Source organism: Streptomyces sp. NPDC026672 (assembly GCF_040638185.1).
Lineage (GTDB): Bacteria > Actinomycetota > Actinomycetes > Streptomycetales > Streptomycetaceae > Streptomyces.
Genome location: NZ_JBEZXS010000029.1, coordinates 1 through 19,234, shown reverse-complemented (window position 1 = coordinate 19,234; position 19,234 = coordinate 1). Strand labels below are relative to the sequence as shown.

The 19,234-nt window shown below is 70.1% G+C and carries 16 protein-coding genes, 2 tRNA genes and 3 pseudogenes; 13 read left to right on the top strand and 8 right to left on the bottom strand.

Annotation, left to right across the window (positions count from 1 at the left end):
- Positions 1-4: 4 nt before the first annotated feature.
- A pseudogene (locus AB0F77_RS29100) lies at positions 5-615 on the bottom strand (helix-turn-helix transcriptional regulator); the annotation flags it as partial.
- Between the two features lie 70 nt (positions 616-685).
- Positions 686-1,200 (bottom strand): annotated as a pseudogene (locus AB0F77_RS29095) (DUF6879 family protein).
- Positions 1,201-1,862: 662 nt separating this feature from the next.
- Here AB0F77_RS29095 and AB0F77_RS29090 point away from each other — a divergent pair.
- Positions 1,863-2,381, top strand: a complete 519-nt coding sequence (locus AB0F77_RS29090; RefSeq protein ID WP_361954642.1) for a DUF402 domain-containing protein — start codon at positions 1,863-1,865, stop codon at positions 2,379-2,381.
- A gap of 39 nt (positions 2,382-2,420) precedes the next feature.
- A pseudogene (locus AB0F77_RS29085) lies at positions 2,421-2,601 on the top strand (hypothetical protein); the annotation flags it as partial.
- Positions 2,602-2,893: 292 nt separating this feature from the next.
- On the opposite strand, the gene AB0F77_RS29080 reads toward AB0F77_RS29085, so the two are convergent.
- The gene (locus tag AB0F77_RS29080) at positions 2,894-4,621 is read right to left on the bottom strand and encodes a recombinase family protein (protein ID WP_361954641.1); all 1,728 of its coding nucleotides are present in this window, start codon (positions 4,619-4,621) and stop codon (positions 2,894-2,896) included.
- 312 nt (positions 4,622-4,933) lie between these two features.
- Here AB0F77_RS29080 and AB0F77_RS29075 point away from each other — a divergent pair, with 312 nt between their 5' ends.
- The 3 genes from AB0F77_RS29075 (at position 4,934) to AB0F77_RS29065 (ending at position 6,073) form a co-directional block, all read left to right on the top strand.
- Positions 4,934-5,305, top strand: coding sequence for a hypothetical protein (locus AB0F77_RS29075; protein ID WP_361954640.1), 372 nt, complete (start codon positions 4,934-4,936; stop codon positions 5,303-5,305).
- Positions 5,306-5,430: 125 nt separating this feature from the next.
- Positions 5,431-6,009 carry a bifunctional DNA primase/polymerase gene (locus AB0F77_RS29070; protein ID WP_361954639.1) on the top strand — a complete coding sequence of 193 codons (579 nt, stop codon included), beginning with the start codon at positions 5,431-5,433 and terminating at the stop codon, positions 6,007-6,009.
- Positions 6,000-6,073 (top strand) — tRNA-Lys (locus AB0F77_RS29065). The genes AB0F77_RS29070 and AB0F77_RS29065 overlap by 10 nt, the downstream gene beginning before the upstream one ends.
- Before the next feature lie 118 nt (positions 6,074-6,191).
- Here AB0F77_RS29065 and AB0F77_RS29060 read toward each other — a convergent pair.
- A complete protein-coding gene (locus AB0F77_RS29060; RefSeq protein WP_361954638.1) occupies positions 6,192-7,514 on the bottom strand; it encodes a M6 family metalloprotease domain-containing protein in 1,323 nt (440 codons plus the stop codon).
- Positions 7,515-7,826: 312 nt separating this feature from the next.
- On the opposite strand from AB0F77_RS29060, the gene AB0F77_RS29055 reads away from it, so the two are divergent.
- Positions 7,827-9,656 carry a bifunctional diguanylate cyclase/phosphodiesterase gene (locus AB0F77_RS29055; RefSeq protein ID WP_361954637.1) on the top strand — a complete coding sequence of 610 codons (1,830 nt, stop codon included), beginning with the start codon at positions 7,827-7,829 and terminating at the stop codon, positions 9,654-9,656.
- On the opposite strand, the gene AB0F77_RS29050 is transcribed toward AB0F77_RS29055, so the two are convergent.
- Positions 9,635-10,753, bottom strand: a complete 1,119-nt coding sequence (locus tag AB0F77_RS29050; protein WP_361954636.1) for an LLM class flavin-dependent oxidoreductase — start codon at positions 10,751-10,753, stop codon at positions 9,635-9,637. The two genes, AB0F77_RS29055 and AB0F77_RS29050, sit on opposite strands and share 22 nt — an antisense overlap.
- 158 nt (positions 10,754-10,911) lie before the next feature.
- Positions 10,912-11,631, bottom strand: coding sequence for a decarboxylase (locus tag AB0F77_RS29045; RefSeq protein WP_361954635.1), 720 nt, complete (start codon positions 11,629-11,631; stop codon positions 10,912-10,914).
- Between the two features lie 176 nt (positions 11,632-11,807).
- Here AB0F77_RS29045 and AB0F77_RS29040 point away from each other — a divergent pair, with 176 nt between their 5' ends.
- The 7 genes from AB0F77_RS29040 (at position 11,808) to AB0F77_RS29010 (ending at position 17,090) form a co-directional block, all read left to right on the top strand.
- Entirely contained in the window at positions 11,808-12,755 is a 948-nt protein-coding gene (locus tag AB0F77_RS29040; protein WP_361954634.1) for a D-2-hydroxyacid dehydrogenase, read from the top strand.
- A 106-nt stretch (positions 12,756-12,861) separates the two neighbouring features.
- Positions 12,862-13,776 carry an ectoine/hydroxyectoine ABC transporter substrate-binding protein EhuB gene (gene ehuB / locus AB0F77_RS29035; RefSeq protein WP_361954633.1) on the top strand — a complete coding sequence of 305 codons (915 nt, stop codon included), beginning with the start codon at positions 12,862-12,864 and terminating at the stop codon, positions 13,774-13,776.
- Positions 13,773-14,501, top strand: a complete 729-nt coding sequence (gene ehuC / locus AB0F77_RS29030) for an ectoine/hydroxyectoine ABC transporter permease subunit EhuC (protein ID WP_361954632.1) — start codon at positions 13,773-13,775, stop codon at positions 14,499-14,501. The genes ehuB and ehuC overlap by 4 nt, the downstream gene beginning before the upstream one ends.
- A complete protein-coding gene (gene ehuD, locus AB0F77_RS29025; protein WP_361954631.1) occupies positions 14,498-15,148 on the top strand; it encodes an ectoine/hydroxyectoine ABC transporter permease subunit EhuD in 651 nt (216 codons plus the stop codon). Before ehuC ends, ehuD begins: the two co-directional genes overlap by 4 nt.
- Positions 15,138-15,920 (top strand): ectoine/hydroxyectoine ABC transporter ATP-binding protein EhuA, encoded by a 783-nt coding sequence (gene ehuA / locus AB0F77_RS29020; protein ID WP_361954630.1) that lies wholly within the window; start codon positions 15,138-15,140, stop codon positions 15,918-15,920. Before ehuD ends, ehuA begins: the two co-directional genes overlap by 11 nt.
- Positions 15,921-16,096: 176 nt before the next feature.
- Positions 16,097-16,855 carry an IclR family transcriptional regulator C-terminal domain-containing protein gene (locus AB0F77_RS29015; protein ID WP_361954629.1) on the top strand — a complete coding sequence of 253 codons (759 nt, stop codon included), beginning with the start codon at positions 16,097-16,099 and terminating at the stop codon, positions 16,853-16,855.
- A 161-nt stretch (positions 16,856-17,016) separates the two neighbouring features.
- Positions 17,017-17,090 (top strand) — tRNA-Lys (locus tag AB0F77_RS29010).
- A 104-nt stretch (positions 17,091-17,194) separates the two neighbouring features.
- Here the strand turns inward: AB0F77_RS29010 and AB0F77_RS29005 are convergent.
- Both AB0F77_RS29005 and AB0F77_RS29000 read right to left on the bottom strand, forming a co-directional pair.
- Positions 17,195-17,800, bottom strand: a complete 606-nt coding sequence (locus tag AB0F77_RS29005) for a lytic polysaccharide monooxygenase (protein ID WP_361954628.1) — start codon at positions 17,798-17,800, stop codon at positions 17,195-17,197.
- 96 nt (positions 17,801-17,896) lie between these two features.
- Entirely contained in the window at positions 17,897-19,021 is a 1,125-nt protein-coding gene (locus tag AB0F77_RS29000) for an SPFH domain-containing protein (protein WP_361954627.1), read from the bottom strand.
- Positions 19,022-19,234 lie beyond the last annotated feature (213 nt).

The window sequence follows — 19,234 nt, the reverse complement described above, 5'->3', positions numbered from 1 at the left end:
CCGCGATTGTGAAGGTAGGCATGGGCCACACGGCTCGTTGGGCTGAGAACGGGATGAGCCCCACGGCAACGTTCTGGAGATCCATAACCCCGAGCAGGTGACCAAGCTGTGCCGCTATGGTCTCCGCGCTGCACAGCCGGTACCGCAACACCGACTCCTCCAGCACGAACGAGAACCGGCGTGCACCGTTGCTGAGCACCTCGTTACGCCTCATACGGGCCGCAACGGCATCGCTCACGTCGTCCGACGTCCCCCTGGAGGGCAGCAGAGCGGCGGCGCATCCCGGTGTCTGGAGGAATCCGGGGATCACATCGGAGACATAAACCCTGAAAATCTTTGTTTGTTGGTACAGATCCCCGATGGACTCCTGCAATCGACGGAGACCGCTTCGCTAGAGTCGCCGCCACTGCACATGAGCATCTGCGGACCACCTGTTGGCAGCGATCAGGTCGGGGGCCTGTTCACCGGCAGCGCAGGCTCAGCACCAGGCTTTGACATCCGCGTCGGAGGGAGGGGTCTTGGTGTTCTCAATGCGTGATGACTTCGCCTCTGACCAGCCGCACCTGACTGCCGGCTCCGCCCGCTGATCCCCGCGCCCTTCCGGATCTCACGCAGACGGCCAGCCAGTTCTTCACGGGCCTCCTGAACGCGCGAGGAGGGGCGTGGGGCATGGAGCTGACTTTCGTCAGATCTCGTACAGGTGGTGCGGGATCGCTCGCTCCCCGACCGCTTCGAAGGCGGCAGAGCACAGCTCCACGGCTGCCGGGTCCACCATGATTTCGCCTTCCATCACCACTCCATCACCTGAGAAGTGATGCACCCGAAGCAGAGTGCTGTCGAAGAGCCAGAAGTCATTGCCCGGCAGGGCGATGCTCGTAGCCCGTCGCCGTGGCACCCACCACACCTCCTCGCCCGCCGTGACGTTGGCGCGGGTCACTTAGTGTTCCCAGCGGATGTAATCCGCTACAGGCTCGGAGACCACTCGGCCCGGCGGATCGCTACGCCTTGGGCCACGGTGTCCGTGATCAACTGGTCGTAGGAGTGCCACCAGGATGCGCGGTCCTCCCAATCGATCCGCTCGCCCCGCTTCCACGCCTCGAACCGGCCCGTCGGGGCGTAGGAGTCACGCAGTTCCAGGTTAATGGCGAACCGCTCGCACTGGCCAAGCAGCTCAGCGAAGCTGGGCACGCTCGACGACACCACACGCCTCCCTGATCATCGGGATCATCCGGGCCGGAATCCGCACGATGGCCCCGGGCTTGCATCAGCTTCTTTGAACTGCGGAGACACCGTCAATAGAGCTACCGGCCACGCCAATTGCCGTGCAAGTTCATGCAAGTTCGTAGAGCCCGACACTCGCCACTTCCTAAGCCTTCGGCGTCGGCGACGTGCTCATGGTGCAGAAGGGCGATCCCGGCCCCGAGGGCGCCGAGCTGGCCCCGCAGTTCGGCCTTACTCTGGCCTCGGTGCAAGTGCGGGAGCTCGAAGCGTCCCGACTACAAGGCCCCGTCGCATAGGCTGCTGGAGGGACTGAACAACACAGCCCCTGAGGCCAACACGAGGAGCCGTAGGGGTGGGCTGTGAGCATCAGAGCGGCCATGCAGTACGTGATGCACCGGATCACGGAGTACCCGGACACAGACGTGATATTCGAGGCCGAATGCCTGCGCTGCAAGTGGAAGGCAACGCCTTCCGACGACTCGGCGTCCGTCGATGTGGAGTGCATGAGCCACACGGCCCCCTCCGGTCACGCCGGTTTCCAACGCATAGGGAGCCCGCTCTTCGGGCCGCTGAGGCTTTCGCCCTGGGGTGACGAGTCAGGCGGGGTTCCTTCGTTGGCGCCGTCGAGTTAGCGTCTTGGCGTGGTCGTAGAGAGCAACTCCGTGCGGGTCGACGTGCGGAAGTACGACGGCGGTCTGAGTGCGCAGTGGACCGCGACCCGGCTTGGCGAAGATGAGCACGGCGTGTGGTTGGGAACGGCGCAGGGTATCCCCGTTAGTTCGGTCACGGGTGGCTGGACAAACCGGTTTGCGTACGTGATGTTGGTCCCGCGTGGTAAGTGGTGGACGGCCACATTCTGCGTGGACCCGGGGCCCGAGATGTACTGCGACGTGTGCACAGTGCCGGAATGGAACACGGATGGGACTGTCCTGCGCATGGTGGACCTCGATCTCGATGTCGTGCGGCCTCGTAGCGGCGAGGCCTATTTCAAGGACGAGGACGAGTTCGCCGAACACCAAGTCAGCTACGGCTATCCCGACAACGTCAGCGTCAAGGCCCGACAGACCTGCGCGTGGTTGATGGAGGCGGCACGTCGCGATGGTGATGGCGTCGAGCCCTTCGCCTCGGTGTACCGCCACTGGCTCGGTCTCATCGGGTAGGCCAAATGCGCGCCCGCCTGCCGCCGAGGAGAGAGACCGAGAGACACCACGCGCCTGGATCGACTGGTGAATTCTGCTGCCGCACAACTGCACTCGGGTGCTGATGTGTCGTACGACTTCTACCTGGAACGTACCTCGTATCTGTCCCTGGCGAGTGGCGCCCTGTTCCCCAAATTGTGCGAACGCTGAATTGGTCTACCCAGTCGCACAGTCGAAATAACAAAGAATCCCCGACCTTTGCGGCCGGGGCTCGTTCGGTTGGTTAGAGCAGTGCACGGAAGGGGTTGAAGTCTGCGAGCGGTTCCGACCTCTTTACTTCCATCGTTCGCGTTGTAGCCCAACTCATCCGCGATCGTCGGATTCCCGGTGAATAATCGAACGGGGCTCGGGTCCAATCAGTCTTCGCATCACGAGTCGCAGCAACCAGGCGACGCGGCCACGGACTGTCAGTCATACGCACTCCCTAAATAACGTGGGAGGACGCCGGGCACAAGCGCGGGGTCCTGACGGGATCATGCGAGACGGCTACAGCTCGGGGGCGAAGTAATCCCTGTATTCTCCTGCTTCAGTTCCTCCAGGTCAGTCAGTTTATTGATCAGCTCATCGAGAATGGTGCAGAAAACCGCATAGGCACCCCGCTCGTACTCTTCGCCGTCACTCGACGCCCAGTTGCCTTGCAGAGCACCAATCGCCCACCCTTCCAGGTCCTTCGGGGTGATGAGGCCGATGGACAGCCCGATCTTGGGGCTACCTACGAGGAAGATCCGGAAACCGGCTTTGCGGAGGAACGGGCCGCGCTCCTTCCATTCGGCCATCTGCCCCCACTTCGCACGGTAGGTCTGGCCCGTGCTCGTCTCCTCCCAGCGGCCTGGGACAAAGGGTTCTTCCTGAAGCGTCGCCAGGTTCGCGGCGTAACGCTCCAGTGTCGTCGTGAGCGCCGTAACGGCAGCAGCCGAGGAGGCTTGGGCGATGGCCTGAGAAAGGTTCTCCATCGCGGCCTCCAGCTCCTTGATCTGAGCCCTGTTGTCCTTGCCGGGGACGTACGAGCGCTCAGTGATGTACTGGTCTCCCAACTTGGAGAGGAATGACTCCTCTACAGCCCGGTAGATCTCTTCCTGTGGCCACGACGCGGAGAACCTGCACGCCTCACCGTTGGACCAAGAGGCGCAGCGGAAATACCGGTGCTTCTTGGTCTCGCCTGTCCGCAGGGTCACCAGGGAGCTGTTCTCGTAGATCTTCATGCCGCACGGGCAGTACAGGACTCCCGTCATGGGGGACGCGTTCGACTTGATCCCCGCCCTGTACTTGCCCAGGTCGGCGACGGTGATCTGCAGCTTGTCGAACTCCTCGTCCGTCAAGATCGGATCAGCCCAACGGACGGGCAGCCCGTCTCTGAGCAGCGGCTCACCCTTGTGCATGGCCACGCCCTTGAGCGTGGGCTTCTTCAGCATCTTGCCGAGGGTGGAGGTGCTCCACTTCGTCCCCTTGATGTGCGTCTTGACGCCCACCTTCTTCTCTTCGGCGTTGATGCTCCGCTGGTAGTCCTGGGAGGTCAGGACCCCGCGCGGACAGTCGCACTGCGGCGTCTCGCTGCCCTGGTCGGCGCAATCCGCGACGTGCCGGGGGCGTGAGTTCCATTCAGTGCAGAGCTGCCCCATGGACCATCCTTGCTCCGAGATCCGTTCGTACGCCTCCCGGATGAGGGGGCCGGTCACCGGGTCGATCACGAGCTTGAACCGCTGCTTCCCGTGGTGATCCACGACAACGGGCCGATAGCCGAAGGGCCACGTGCCGCCGCCCCACAGGTTTGAGTCCCGGTAGTACTGCATCTGGTTGCGACGCTTCTTCACGATGGCTTCTCGGTACTCCTGCGCCTGGGTCGCCTTGATATAGGCGATCATCCGGCCCGTGGGCGTGTGGATATCCAGGCTCGGGTCATGGATACAGACGATCTCTTTGCCGCCCTTGTGGCAGCGCTCCGCGAACCTGTCCCAGTGGTGCTGATCCCGAGTGATCCGGTCCAACGACGTGACCATGATCGCGTCCCACTCGTGCCAGAGCGGATCCCTCATCCAACGGCCGAGCTTCGGCCGGTCGTCCAGGTTGACGGCGCCGGAGACACAGATGTCCTCGACTTCCCCAGCCACGGTGAACCGAGCTTCAACGGTCGCCCGGTCCAGTTCCTCCCCCTGGCGCAGCAGGGCGGAGCTGTCCTCGGCATCACGGCTGATACGCCGCACCTTAAGGACTCGCATACCGGGCAAGAGATGTGTACTGGACATAGTCTCACCTTCCGTTACAGGTGCCCCGAGCATATTTGGTGATCCCATCTTCCCATTGCCAGGAGGCCAACCACGTGGTCCAACCTGACCGAACACCGTGTGACCTGGTGACCGTGACCGCGTGGGGAACAGGCCGTGGGGTGGTGCGGTTGTCGTGGCTTGGTCCGGGCCGCTGAAGGGGTTCACAAGGGGGACTTGCGGAGGCGCGGGACAATGGACGACGGCCCACCCGACGGCGGTGGACGACGAACCGTACGAGGAGGAGAAGACATGGCGGAGCCCACGCCGCGTCGGAACGAACCGCGGCTACGCCCCGCGCCCCTGCTCTTCGAGCCCGCGGCGGCGGCCGCCGATCCCGAACACTTCTTCGACCTGGAGTCGATCGACGACCCCCGCGCCCTGCTCACCCGGGCGACGGAGCTGACCCAGGCGTTCCGCGCGGCAGCCGACCGTGCCGTGGAGTTCCAGGCGATGGCGGCCGCCCAGCTCGCCGACCCGCGCCGCTTCGACCGGCTCACGGCGGCGGACATCGCGGAGCGCGCGGAATGGACCGAGGACTACGCGAGGAAGATGGTGGAGTACGGCCGTGACCTGATGCGCGGCGCCGGTGCCGAGGGCCGGGAGACCGTCGACCCGGTGTGACCGTCCCCACCCGGGCGGCGCGGCATATGCCAGAGGGGCGGCAAGATACCCCCCGGCCGCGCCCCCTGTCCCGGTTTCCGCAACTCTCGGGAAGCACCCGCTCACGGCCGGTAGATGTATGTGCCATGAGCAGCACACGGGATGTCACCTCGGCCGGCGCCGCCTGGCTCGCCTCGGCAGGAACGTATCCGCGCAGCACGCTCGCGTTCTGGGAGGAGCGCCCCGACGCCCCGGTCGTCCTCCCCTGCGGCACCGTCTTCGACGTGGTCAACACCCCCGCGATCTTCGGCCGCCGCATGCTGGACCGGCTGTGGGACGAGGGCCCCGGCTCCGGCCCGGTCGCGGTGTTCCGCGGTCGTGTGCTGCTGTTCGCCGCCCCCGGCACCGCCCAGCGCCTGCCGTCCCTGCTGGGCTGGGAGGAGTGGGGCTCCGGCGAGGGCGACGGCCGCGCCGGCGCCGTACCGCCGCTCCTGTGCCACGGCACCGGCGACGCGGTGACCGTCCCGGCCCCCTGCGACGACTCCCCCGCGGACGGCGGCGGCAGCCGCTGGCTGGTCGCCCCGGACACCCGTCACCCCTGGCTGCCGGGGCCCGAGGCCCTGCTCTGGGCGGCCGTGCGGGCGGCCCGCTCGACCGTGCGGATATCGATTTTTCCTCCCCCCGACCAGGGTGCTAATGTCTACGACGTCAGCAGGCGCCGCTAGCTCAGTTGGTTAGAGCAGCTGACTCTTAATCAGCGGGTCCGGGGTTCGAGTCCCTGGCGGCGCACGATGACGATGGCGAGGCGTGTTCGCGGAAAGCGCGAACCGGCCTCGCCATCGTTGTTTTTGCACGGCTTCGCCGCGCGTGGCGGGGGCTTCGCCACACTTGCCCTGGCCGGGATCGATCAGGTGCCCAGGGTGGGGGTGATCTTGATGGTCCAGGCGCCGGAGGTGGTGCGGGACTGGGCTTCGACGCGTACGCCCTCGCCGGGGACCGTGAAGCTCTCGCCCAGGGAGACCGGGGCGTCGGCCAGCGGCGGGTAGACCGAGCCCTCCCAGCACGCCTCGGTGCGCGGATGCGCGTCCACCACCTCGATCGGGCCGCCGCCGGACTCCGCGCCGCTGTGCACCCGGTACACCAGCACCCCCTGCCGGCACTCCGCGCGGTCGTTCCCGGCCGGACCCCGCGCCTCGAAGGCGAGCGCGCTGTCGGGTCCGGTGCGCACCACCGCCAGCTTCACGCCGTCGCCCAGACCGAACGACGGCGACCCGGCCGCACCCTCGACCGGCGTCTCCTCCCCCGCCGCCAGCGGCTCCAGGGTCAGCCGGGTCGGCCCGGCCCCCCGTACGCACACCACCTGGCGCGGGTCCAGCCAGCCCAGCTTCCACTTGTGCCAGGCGAACAGGTCCGGCGCAAGACCGAACTGGCTGCCCATCAGGTCCCAGTCGCCGACGTAGGTGTCCCAGTCGCCCTTGCCGTCGACCGGGCGGTGGTAGAGGTCCGGCAGGTCGAAGACGTGCCCCGTCTCGTGCGCGAGAACCAGCCGGTCGGGCGGATGCTTCTCGAAGACGGTGACCACCCGGCGCACGTCCGTGCCGTCCAGGCGCACCGGGGTGTCCAGGTTCACCACCTTGGTCGCGTCCGAGTCCACGCCGGGCGCGTCCGGATCGGCCACGAGGTACACGATGTCGTAGCGGGAGAAGTCGACCTCCCGGTCGGCCGCGGCCAGCGCGTCGCGCAGATAGGCGCCCCGCCGCTCCACGCTCCAGTCGCGCCTTATGTCGTACGAGGTCGACGGCCGCGGCATGCGGATCCAGCGGTCCAGCGCGTGCGGGCGCAGCGTGAACCTGCCGTAGGACGCCTGGGTGAAGAAGCGGCTGGTGGCCGGGAAGTGGTCGGCCGTCAGCTCGGCGGGCGTGGTGCGCGGGACAGCGTCCGGGAAGGACAGGAACACCATCACGGCGTCGAGGGAACGGCGCGGTCGCACATAGGCGGCGTTCCAGGTGTCGACGCCCTCGGAGTGGTGCGCGCCGGTGCGTTGCAGGGCGCAGGGCGCGGTCGAGAAGGGCTCGGCGACCGAGGGGCCGGTGAGGATCGAGGTCGCGGCGAGCGCCGACATCGTGGTGAACACGGCGGCTGTGCTCCGCAGCCGGGGGCGCGCGTCGGTCCTGGTGAGCCGCGCGAGGGCTCCACGGGAAAGCCCCCTGAGGGGGAGCGGACGCGGCAAGTCGACCTCCGGAGCGGTTCACGGGACACCGCACCCAGCTTGTAATGCCTGATGGTCATATGCCCTGTTTGTCTGCCCCGGAAGGGTGAGGGCGTGTCGCACGGGCGAACAGCCGACACCCCGAATCACTCACGGAACGTCACAACTGGTCGGGGGCTTGCCGAACCCGTCCACACGCGAGCAGAAACGATCTGTCAGAACGGCCTCTCGATCCGGGACACTGGAGAGTGGCTGGAAGGCCCTCGGGTCAGCCTCTATGATCGGCACACTTTCCTGCACGGACAGAGATCGAGTGCACTGCGGGAGCGAGCGGTGAGCGGAACGTCCGAAGGGCCGACGCCCGCGGCAGACCTCGACCGGTCCGCCGTCACAGAGAGTGATCTCGACGCGCCTCCTGGTGCCGAGTCCTTGATCCACACCTACCACTCGGTCTTCGCGACCGCACCCCTGGCGATGGCCGTCGTCGACGCCGGCGGGCAGGTCGTCAGCGTCAACGGGGCGTTCGGCACCCTGCTGGGCACCGAGCCGCAGTCCCTCGCCGGACGTCTCGCCGCCGACCTCCTCGACCTGGCCTCCGACGCCCGCACCTGGCACGCCTACCGCGAGGTGCTGCGCGGCCGGCAGGAGCGGCTGCGCTGCACCCGGCGGCTGAAGCGCCCCGACGGCAGCTCGGTGTGGGCGCAGGTCACGGCCGCGCCGCTGGCCGGGCGGCCGGAGGGCGTCCTGCTCTCGGTCGCCGACATCAGCGCCCGCCGTGAACTCCAGGCCCGCCTGCGGCACCTGCAGATGCACGACCCGGTGACCCGGCTGCCCAACCGCACGCTGTTCTTCGAGCGTCTGACGGCCGCCCTGGAGGCCGAGTCGTACGAGCAGGACGGCACCGGCCGGATCGGCCTGTGCTACCTGGACCTGGACGGCTTCAAGGCGGTCAACGACACCCTCGGCCACCGCGTCGGCGACCGGCTGCTCGCGGCCGTGGCCGAACGGCTGACCAGGGTCGCGGACGAGGCCGGGTTCGCGCGGATGGGGGCGCCCCTGGTGGCCCGGCTCGGCGGTGACGAGTTCGCGCTGCTCGTGGAGGACTCGACGGGCACGGACCAGCTCGCCGACCTCGCCGGGTCCGCCCTCGCCGCCCTCCAGGAACCCTTCGACATCGCGGGCCGGCGGCTGTCGCTGTCGGCGTCGATCGGCGTGGTCGAACGGCACGCGGCCGGCACCACGGCGACCGGTCTGATGCAGGCCGCCGACACCACCCTCTACTGGGCGAAGGCCGACGGGAAGGCCCGCTGGACGCTGTTCGACCCGGAGCGCAACGCGCACCGCATGACCCGCCAGGCGCTGTCCTCGACGCTGCGGCCCGCCATCGACCGGGGTGAGTTCGCCCTGGAGTACCAGCCGCTGGTCGGCATGGAGGACGGTCGGCTGCACGGGGTGGAGGCGCTGGTGCGCTGGCACCACCCCCAGTTCGGCACCCTGACGCCGAATCGGTTCATCGCGCTGGCCGAGGAGGACGGCTCGATCGTGCAGCTCGGCCGCTGGGCGCTGGTGACCGCCTGCCGCCAGGCCCGCGACTGGCAGCTGGCGCACCCCGGCGAGCCGCCGATCTTCGTCAGCGTCAACGTGGCCGTGCGCCAGGTGTGGGACTCCGACCTGGTCGCGGACGTGGCCTCGACCCTGGCGGAGACGGGCCTCGCGCCGCAACTGCTCCAGCTGGAGCTGACGGAGTCCGCGGTGATGGGCTCGGCGGGGCGCCCGCTCCAGGCGCTCCAGGCGCTCAGCGACATGGGCGTGCGCATCGCCATCGACGACTTCGGCACCGGCTACTCGAACCTCGCCTATCTGAGCCGGCTGCCCGTGTCGGTGCTCAAGCTGGACGGATCGTTCGTGCGGGGCTTCCAGTACGACGACCCGGGCGACCGGCCGAATCCGGCGGACGAGGTGGTGGTCGAGGCGATGATCCAGCTCGCGCACCGCCTGGGCCTGACCGTCACCGCGGAGTGCGTGGAGACGTCGGCCCAGGCGACCCGGCTGCGGCACATCGGCTGCGACACCGGCCAGGGGTGGCTGTACTCCCGTCCGGTGCCGCCGGACCGCATCTCCGAGCTGCTGGGCGCGCAGTCCTACGCGGTGGGCAACCCGTAGGCGTCCGCGATCAGTTCGTAGGAGCGCACCCGCTGTTCGCCGCGGTGGGCGAGGGTGGTGATCATCAGCTCGTCGGCGCCGGTGCGCTTCTGGAGGGCGTCGAGCCCCGCGCGGACCTCGTCGGCGGTGCCGTGGACGATGTTGTCCGTCCAGGAGCGCGCGAACTCCTCCTCCAGCGGGCTGAAGGTGTACTTCTCGGCGTCGTCCGGGTGGGGGAACAGGCCCGGACGGCCGGTGCGCAGCTTCACCATGTTGAGCGCGGCGGCCTTGACCTGGCGGCGGGCCTCGTGCTCGTCGTCCGTGGCGAGCGCGGAGACGCCGATGAGGGCGTACGGCTCGTCGAGGATCTCCGACGGCCGGAAGGACTCGCGGTACAGGTCGAGCGCCGGGACGGTGTTCTGCGCGGAGAAGTGGTGCGCGAAGGCGAAGGGCAGGCCGAGCATGGCGGCGAGGCGGGCGCTGAAGCCGGAGGAGCCGAGCAGCCAGACCGACGGGCGGTGCGAGGACTGGACGCCGCCGGGCGCGGAGCCCTGCACCGGGCCGGGGATGGCGTGGATACGGCGGTAGGGGTGGCCGTCCGGGAAGTCGTCGTCCAGGAAGCGGGTCAGCTCGGCGAGCTGCTGGGGGAAGTCGTCGGCGCCCTCGTTGAGGGTGTCGGTGCGGCGCAGCGCGGCGGCGGTGGCGCCGTCGGTGCCGGGGGCGCGGCCGAGGCCGAGGTCGACGCGGCCCGGTGCCATGGCCTCCAGGGTGCCGAACTGTTCGGCGATGACGAGGGGCGCGTGGTTGGGGAGCATGACGCCGCCCGAGCCGAGCCGGATGCGCTCGGTGTGGGCGGCGAGGTGGGCGAGGATCACCGCGGGCGAGGACGAGGCGACACCCGGCATGGAGTGGTGCTCGGCGACCCAGTAGCGGTGGAAGCCCCGGGCCTCCGTGACGCGCGACAGCTCGACGCTGGTGCGCAGCGCGTCGGACGCGGTGCTGCCGGCGCCGACGGTCACCAGGTCCAGTACCGAGAGGGGAACGGGTGCCGTGCCCCGCGTCGTCCCCCGGATCTCTTCTGCCGCCACGGTGGTGCCTCCTGTTGTCGACCGTGCCATGTCCTCCGGCGCACAACAGGAGGCTGTCTCCGTTTTATTCCCGGCCGATTCGTTCCCGGAGAGGCCTCGTCGTCGGTGCGCATTCCGCGGCGCCGTCGTGGCTGGTCGCGCAGTTCCCCGCGCCCCTTCGGGACGCCCCCCACCGGCGTGCCTCCGGTTCAGACCTGGACGATCGGCTCCCTGGTGAACAGGGTGCCCAGGGCCGGGGCGTTGATCCGGCGGTCCGTGAGGCGCAGGGCCTCCCAGGCCGTCACCTGGTTGGCGGTGAGGACCGGCTTGGCCAGGGCCTCCTCCAGGGCGGGCAACCGGGACACGGTGCGCAGCCCGGTGTCCGGGATCAGCACGGCCTCCGCGTCGGGGCGGTCGGCGGCGCGCGCCATGTCGATCAGCCCCGCCCCGTCAGGACCGGCCGCGCCGGGCCCGCCCGCGCGCACGCCGGTGACCTCGACGCCCCCGGCCCGCAGGAACTCCGCGAACAGGGCGGCCGTCTCCTCGTCGTAGGGCGCGGCCACGGCGACGCGGCGCGCGCCGACCTCCCGTACGGCGTGCACGAACGCGAAGGACGTCGAGGACGCCGGCGTGCCCGCCGCCACCGCCAGGGCGCGGACCTGCTCGTGGGCGCCCTCCCAGCCGTACACGAAGCTCCCGCCTGCGGACGCCCAGACCACCGCCTCGGCACCCGCCAGGCGCAGCTCGTCCACGCCGTGGGCCAGCCGCTCGGGGGCGCCCGACGCGCGCAGGGCCGCCACGCCGGGCGGGCCGTCGCCGCCCGTGGTGTGGACCAGGTCGAGGCGGATGTCGCTGCCCAGCAGCTGTTCGAGGCGCGGGTAGTCGTCCTCCGCGCCGTGGCCCGGGTAGAGAAATCCCAGTGCGGTCATGTCCAGCCCTCCTGCTGTCGGCCCGACGGGGCTCCACCGTCGGGGTACCCGGCCGACGCGCCGCCGCCCCCATCGTCACCCGGCCGGGTGCCGTACGCCCGATTGACGACGCCCCGCGCGGGTGCGAGCGTGGTCCGGCCCCGCACGGTCCGCCCGCCCGGAGGAACGGCCCGCCGATGCCCGTCCCCACGCTCCTCGTGCTCGACGCCGAACCCCTCCCCCGGCTGGACCGGCTGACCGGCCGGGTCCGGGTCGTGCACGCCGCCCGTGACACGCTCGCGGCGCTGCTGCCGTCCGCCGACGTCCTGCTCGTGTGGGACACGGCCTCGCACGCGGTGCGCGAGGCGTGGCCCGGCGAGGGGCCCCGCCCGCGCTGGGTGCACACGGCGAGCACGGGCGTGGACCATGTCATGTGCCCCGAACTCGTGGCCTCACACACGGTGGTGACCACCGCCCGCGGGGTGTTCGAGCAGCCGGTCGCGGAGTACGTCGCCGCGCTGGTCCTGGCGATCGCCAAGGACCTGCCGCGCACGGTCGCCCTCCAGCGCGAGCGGAGCTGGCTGCCCCGCGAGACGCGGGCGCTGGCCGGCACACGGGCGTGCGTGGTGGGCTCCGGTCCCGTCGGCCGGGCCGTCGCCCGCACCCTCAAGGCGCTGGGCGTCGTCCCGGCGGTCGTGGGCCGGGTCCCGCGCACCGGCATCCACGGGCCGGGCGACCTGGACCGGCTGATGTCCCGCGCGGACTGGGTGATCGCGGCGGCCCCGCTGACGGAGCGGACGTACGGCATGTTCGACACGCACCGCTTCGGTGTGATGCAGCCCTCGGCGCACTTCGTCAACGTGGGCCGGGGCGCGCTGGTGGTGGCGGAGGCGCTCGCCGAGGCGCTGGCGAAGCGGTGGATCGCGGGCGCGGCCCTCGACGTGTTCGCGGCCGAACCGCTGCCGCCCGACAGCCCGTTGTGGGGCGCGCCCGGTCTGCTGGTCTCCCCGCACATGGCCGGCGCCGCTATGGGGCGCCACGACGAACTGTCGGCCCAGTTCGTGGAGTTGTTCGAGCGCTGGGCGGCCGGCCGGTCCCTGGTGAACGTGGTCGACAAGCGCCGCGGATACGTCCCCGGGCACTGATCGCCCACCTTTCCCCGCGAAACGGTCACGACTCCCGCTCCTTTTCTTCCGATTCCCCCGAAATCGGGAACGCATAAGTCGTGTGGAGTCGGGTAGCCGCGCCGCCATGGCTTCACGACTTGGGTACGGCGAAGACACCCCACGGCACGAGAGACGCTCCCGCCGGACGGTGCTCACGGGCCTCGCGGCGCTGGGCGCGCTGGGGGCCGCGGGCTGCTCGCGCGTCGCCACCGCCGCGGCGGGCGGCGGAGGTGACCTGCTCGACCGGCTGCGGGCGCAGGGGGTGGTGCGGCTCGGCATAGCCGGCGAGATCCCCTTCGGCTACATAGACAAGGACGGGCATCTCACCGGTGAGGCGCCGGAGTTGGCGAAGGTCGTCTTCAAGCGGCTCGGCATCGACAGGGTGCAGCCCGTCCCGACCGAGTTCGGCTCGCTGATCCCGGGCCTCAACTCGCAGCAGTTCGACGTCGTGGCCGCCGGGATGTACGTCAATCCCGAGCGCTGCGCACAGGTCGTCTTCGCGGACCCCGACTACCAGATGCTCGACTCCTTCATCGTGCGCAAGGGCAATCCGAAGGGCCTGCACAACTACAAGGACGTCGTCGAGAAGAAGGCGAAGTTCGCCACCGGCACCGGCTACGCGGAGATCCAGTACGCCGTCGACGCCGGCTGCAAGGAGAGCGACATCCTGATCGTCCCCGACCAGGTGGCCGGGCTGAACGCCGTGGAGGCCGGGCGGGCCGACGTGTTCGCCGGTACGGCGCTGACCACCCGCGAGGTGGTCAAGAAGTCGGCGAAGGCGGAGGCCACCAAGGCGTTCGCGCCGCTCGTCGACGGCAAGCCCCACGTGGACGGGGGCGCGTTCGCGTTCCGGCCGACGGAGACGCGGCTGCGGGACGCCTTCAACGTCGAGCTGCGCAAGCTGAAGAAGAGCGGTGAACTCTTCCACGTCCTGCGGCCGTTCGGCTTCACCGAGGCCGAGATGACGGACCTCACCGCGAAGGAGCTGTGCGGCGGATGACCTCGGGACTGTGGAAACTCGTGCTCGAAGGCGTCTGGACCACGCTCCAGCTGCTGGTCCTCGGCGCCCTGCTGGCGACCGCGGTCGCCTTCGCCGTCGGCACCGCGCGCACCCACCGGCTGCGCGTCGTCCGCTTCCTCGCCGGCCTCTACACCGAGGTGTTCCGCGGCACCTCGGCGCTGGTGATGATCTTCTGGGTGTTCTTCGTGCTGCCGCTGGCCTTCGGCTGGCAGCTGGTGCCGCTGTGGGCGGGCACGCTGGCGCTCGGGCTGACCTACGGGGCGTACGGCTCGGAGATCGTGCGCGGCGCCCTGAACGCGGTCGACCCGGCGCAGTGGGAGGGCGGCATCGCGCTGAGCTTCTCGCCCTGGCAACGGCTGCGGCTGATCCTGCTGCCGCAGGCGATCCCGGAGATGATGCCGTCGTTCTGCAACCTGCTGGTCGAACTGCTCAAGGGCACCGCGCTGGTGTCGGTCATGGGCATGGGCGACCTGGCGTTCAGCGGCAACCTCGTGCGCCTCGCGCTCCAGGAGAGCGCGGAGATCTACACGTACGTCCTGCTCATCTACTTCGTGATCGCCTTCGTGATCACCCGGTTGATGCGGGCGCTGGAGAACCGGCTGCGGGCCGGCATCGGCAGGGCACCCGGCACGAAGGCCGCGGCGCGTGAAATCGATCGCGCGCGCACGACCGGCGTCGGCGCCGCGGGCGGAGGTGTCGCATGACCTGGGACTGGAACGCCGTACGGGAGTTCATGCCGCACTTCTGGGACGGCCTGCTCGTCACCCTCCAGACGCTGGTGCTCGGCTCGCTGATCTCGTTCGGCCTGGGCATGGTGTGGACACTGCTGATGCGCACGCCGACCCGGTGGGTGCGCTGGCCGGTGGCGGCGGTGACCGAGTTCGTGCGCGACACCCCGCTGCTGGTACAGCTGTTCTTCCTCTTCTACGTGCTGCCCGAGTGGGGCCTGGCGTTCTCGGCGCTGACCACCGGCGTCTTCGCGATCGGGCTGCACTACTCGACGTACACGATGCAGGTCTACCGGGCCGGCATCGAGGCCGTCCCGCCAGGTCAGTGGGAGGCCGCGACGGCGCTCAGCCTGCCGGTGCGGCGCACCTGGACGGCGGTGATCCTGCCGCAGGCGATCCGCCGGGTCGTGCCGCCGCTCGGCAACTACGTCATCGCGATGCTCAAGGACACGCCCATCCTCATGACCATCACCGTGCTGGAGATGCTGGGGCGGGCGCGGCTCTTCTCGCAGCAGCACTTCCAGTTCACCGAGCCGGTGACGGTGATCGGCGTGGCCTTCATCGCCGTCTCCTACCTCGCCTCCCTCCTCCTGCGCACCCTGGAGCGTCGCCTTGTCCGTTGAGACCCGCACGAAACCCGCTGCCACCGATGCCCGGCCCTCCGACCTGGTCCGCCTGGAGGGCGTGACCAAGCGGTTCGGGGACCAGACGGTCCTCGACGGCCTCGACCTGTCCGTGCAGGCGGGCCGGCACGTCACCCTGATCGGCCCGTCCGGCTCCGGCAAGACGACGATCCTGCGACTGCTGATGACCCTGACCAAGCCGGACACGGGCACGATCACCGTCGACGGCGAGCGTCTCTTCCCGGCCACCGAGAAGGAGCTGCGGGAGGTCCGCAAGAAGATCGGGATGGTCTTCCAGCAGTTCAACCTGTTCCCGAACATGACCGTGCTGAGGAACATCACCGAGGCCCCGGTCACCGTGCTCGGCCTGTCGAAGGACGAGGCGGAGGCACGGGCCAGGGAGCTGCTGGAACTGGTGGGGCTCGCCGACAAGTGCGACGCCCGCCCCACCCAGCTCTCCGGCGGCCAGCAGCAGCGGGTGGCGATCGCCCGCGCGCTGGCCATGCGGCCGCAGGTGCTGCTGCTGGACGAGGTCACCTCGGCGCTCGACCCGGAACTGGTCGCCGGCGTCCTGGACCTGCTGCGGGACATCGCCCGCAGCACCGACATCACGATGCTCTGCGTGACCCACGAGATGGGCTTCGCCCGGGACATCTCCGACCAGGTCCTGATGTTCGACTCGGGGCACGTCATCGAGGCGGGCTCGCCGGAGAAGATCTTCAGCGATCCCGAGCAGGACCGGACCCGGGAGTTCCTGAGCGCCGTGCTCTGATCCGGAGCGCCGTGCCCGGGTTCCCGGGCGCCGTGCTCCACGGACGCGCGAACGGCGGAGGTCGCCCAGGGCCACGATCTTGCCAACAGGCCCTCCGCCCGCGCGCCGTGGCCGTTATCGTGGAGGGGATCCGCTGTCCGGATTACGGCCCAAAGAGCGAGCGCAGGGGGACCACCGTGGCGCTGAAGCACGAGCCGACCGCCCCGTACCACTCCGCGCAGGACGCCCTGCGCGTCCTGGAGACCGTGGCGGAGCACCCCACCGGAGTGACCGAAACCGAACTGGCCCGCGGCACCGGCCTCGGCCCCGAGCGGCTGACCACGCTGCTGCGCATGCTGCGCCGCGAGGGGTACGTGGCGCAGGTCACCGACGGCGCGTACGTCACGGGGGACGCCCTGCGCCGGCTCGGCTCCGCGCACGGCCGCGAGGCGGCCCTGAGCGCCACCCTCCAGCGCACCCTCGGCCGGCTGCGCGACTCGGTCGGCGCGGCCGTCTATCTCAGCCGGTACGTCGACGGTGAGGTGAAGGTCACCCAGTACGCCGACAGCCCGGCCACGCCCGCGGTCAACGAGTGGGTCGACTTCCGCTTCTCGGCGCACGCGACGGCGGTCGGCAAGAGCCTGCTCACCCAGCTCGACCACAACGCCCGCCGCGACCATCTGTCCCGGCACAAGATGGCCCGGCTGACCTCGCGCACCATCACCAGCGACAAGCTGCTGCTGTCCCGGCTGGAGTCCCAGCCGCCCACGGTGCCCGTACTGGACCTCCAGGAGTACGCGATCGGGACGGTGTGCGCGGCCGTGCCGATCACGGCGGGCTCCTCGGTGGGCAGCCTGGCGCTGTCGCTGCCGCTGGAGCACGCGCACCGGCTGAAACAGGCCGCGGACGCGCTGAACCGGAACGCGGCCCCGGTCCTGCTGTCCCTGGCGATCTAGGACCCGGCGTCCAGATCCGGCATACAGACCCGGCATCCAGGACCCTCGATCCGGGACCCGGCCGGGCGGGGCCGACGTGGTCGGGAGCACCCCCGCGGGCCGGGTAGTATTTTCCCCGTCGCCTCCCGCGAGACCCAGGTCGAGCGGTCGGCGGGAGTCATGCGCCGCTAGCTCAGTTGGTTAGAGCAGCTGACTCTTAATCAGCGGGTCCGGGGTTCGAGTCCCTGGCGGCGCACCGGAGAAGGGCCCCTCGCCTCGGCGAGGGGCCCTTCGGTCGTCCGTACCGTGTGCGCCGGCACCGCCGTACCGGCGCACACGGCGTGCGCTCCCCCGGCGGGATCAGAACGTGACGTCGGAGCAGGCGTAGAACGCGTTGCTCGTGTCGGCGATCGTCCACACCGCGAGGATGACGTGGTGGCCGCTGAGGCCGGTGGGCAGCGTGCCGCTGTGCGAGAGCGTGGACGGCGGGCGCTGACCGTTGTACGGCACCGTGAAGAACGGCGTCGTGTTGAGGTCCGAGCGGGACAGGTTGTGGTTCTGGTTCCAGCCCTGCTTGGTGACGTAGTACTTGAAGTCCGTGGTGGAGTGCATCGCGGTGAACTGCCACCGGAAGGTGTAGTTCTGGCCACCCGACACCTTTGTCGTGGGCCACGCCGCACCGGACGGCGCCTTGGGCGCGCTGAGCTGGGCGAACTGGCTGAGTCCGCCGTTGCAGAGCTGGCCGTCGGCCGGACCGCCGCCGGGGAAGCCCTTCGGGCCCTCGACGCTCTGCGGCTCCCACTGGATGGAACCGCAGTTGGCGACCGCGCCGTTCTGACACAGCTTCTGCCTGCTGATGGGGAGATCGGTGTAGCCGTGACCGCTGGCACCGCCGGACGAGAGCACAACGGCTCCCGCGGTGGCGAGACCCACCACGGCGGCGGACAACTTGGTCTGTGTGCGCATGCTGCCGCTCCTGGAGAACGTGGGGGAAGTTCACTGAGCTTTGCAGGTCTAGACCAAGTCGAGAATATTACCGCTCCTTGAACATGTCCATACCAATCACGGCGCGGTCTCCGTACGGCCGGAACAGAACGCCACCGTCAGGTCCCGCACCAGCATCTTGCGCTCGTAGTCGTCGAGTTCGACCAGCCCGCGCACCGTCAGCCGGGTCACCGTGTCCTCCACCGAGTCCACGACCGAACTGAGCACGCTGGCCCGCTGCCGCGCGTCCAGCGCGGCGATCCGGCGGCGGTGCATCGCGGCGGCCACCTCCGGCGCGTACTCCACCCGAACCGGCTGCACCGAGAACACCTCAAGACCCACCGTCCCCGCGTCCGCCGCCACCAGCCGGGTCAACGCCTCCTGCGCCGCGTCCACCGAGCCGCGCGCCGAGCCCGGCGTCTCCACCGGCACCCGGGCGAGCGCCGCCTCGACGCACTCGCGCAGATACGTCTCGTGGTCCTCGACCCCGAGCACGGCCCGCGCCGTGTCCCGCACCCGCCACACCACGAGCACCACCACCCGCAGCGCGACCCCGTTGCCGTCGGCCGCCGGCATCGGCTCGCTGCGCCAGTGCCGCAGCCGTACGTCGACCCGCCGGCGCAGCAGCAGCGGGTTGACCCAGAGCAGCCCGGTGCGCCGGACCGTGCCCCGGTAGCGCCCGAACAGACCGAGCACCCAGGCCCGGCCGGTCGTGCCCCGGGCCAGCCCGCCGAAGCCGAACAGCCCGAGCGCGCCCGCCCCGGCGTACGCCGCCCACTGGGCCGGGCCGAGACCGGCGCCCGCCGTCACGGGCAGGCCCAGCGCCTCCACCGCGGGCGGCGGCAGCGCCCCCGCCCACCACGAGGTGGCCAGCGCCCCGGCCGCCCCGGCCGCCCCGGCGAGCAGGCCGGCCGCGCCGGGCAGCACCCGGGCCCGGCGCTCCACCAGGTCGGGGTCGACCCGCGGCATCGGCCGGGGCCGCGCCGGGACCGGGCGGCGCAGCCGCGGCTGTTCACCGGTACCCCGGCGGCGGGCGACGACCGCGGGCCGCAGCGGGACCGACACCGGGTCGGGGTCGTCGCGGAAGAGGAGGTGGACGGGGATCTCGGTGGTGGACTCGTTCTGGATCAGCCGGGGGGTGCGGGGCTGCCCCTCGGTGGGGGCGCCCTCCGGTTCGGGCGTGTGTGACGTCGTCGTGCTCATGCGTGCTCCAGCCTCCGCGCCAGATGCGTCATGACGGTGAATGGCAGTGAACGGCGGTGACGGCAGTGCGGTTCGGGGATCGGTGGGGTGTCGGTCGGGGGCGGTCGGCCGCGCGGGCGGCCTAGGGCGTGTTTCGAAAGTCCCGCCTGGCCCGCGACGCCTGGCACGCACACTCGCTGCGTTGTCGGAACGCCCAAGTACATCCAGTACGAG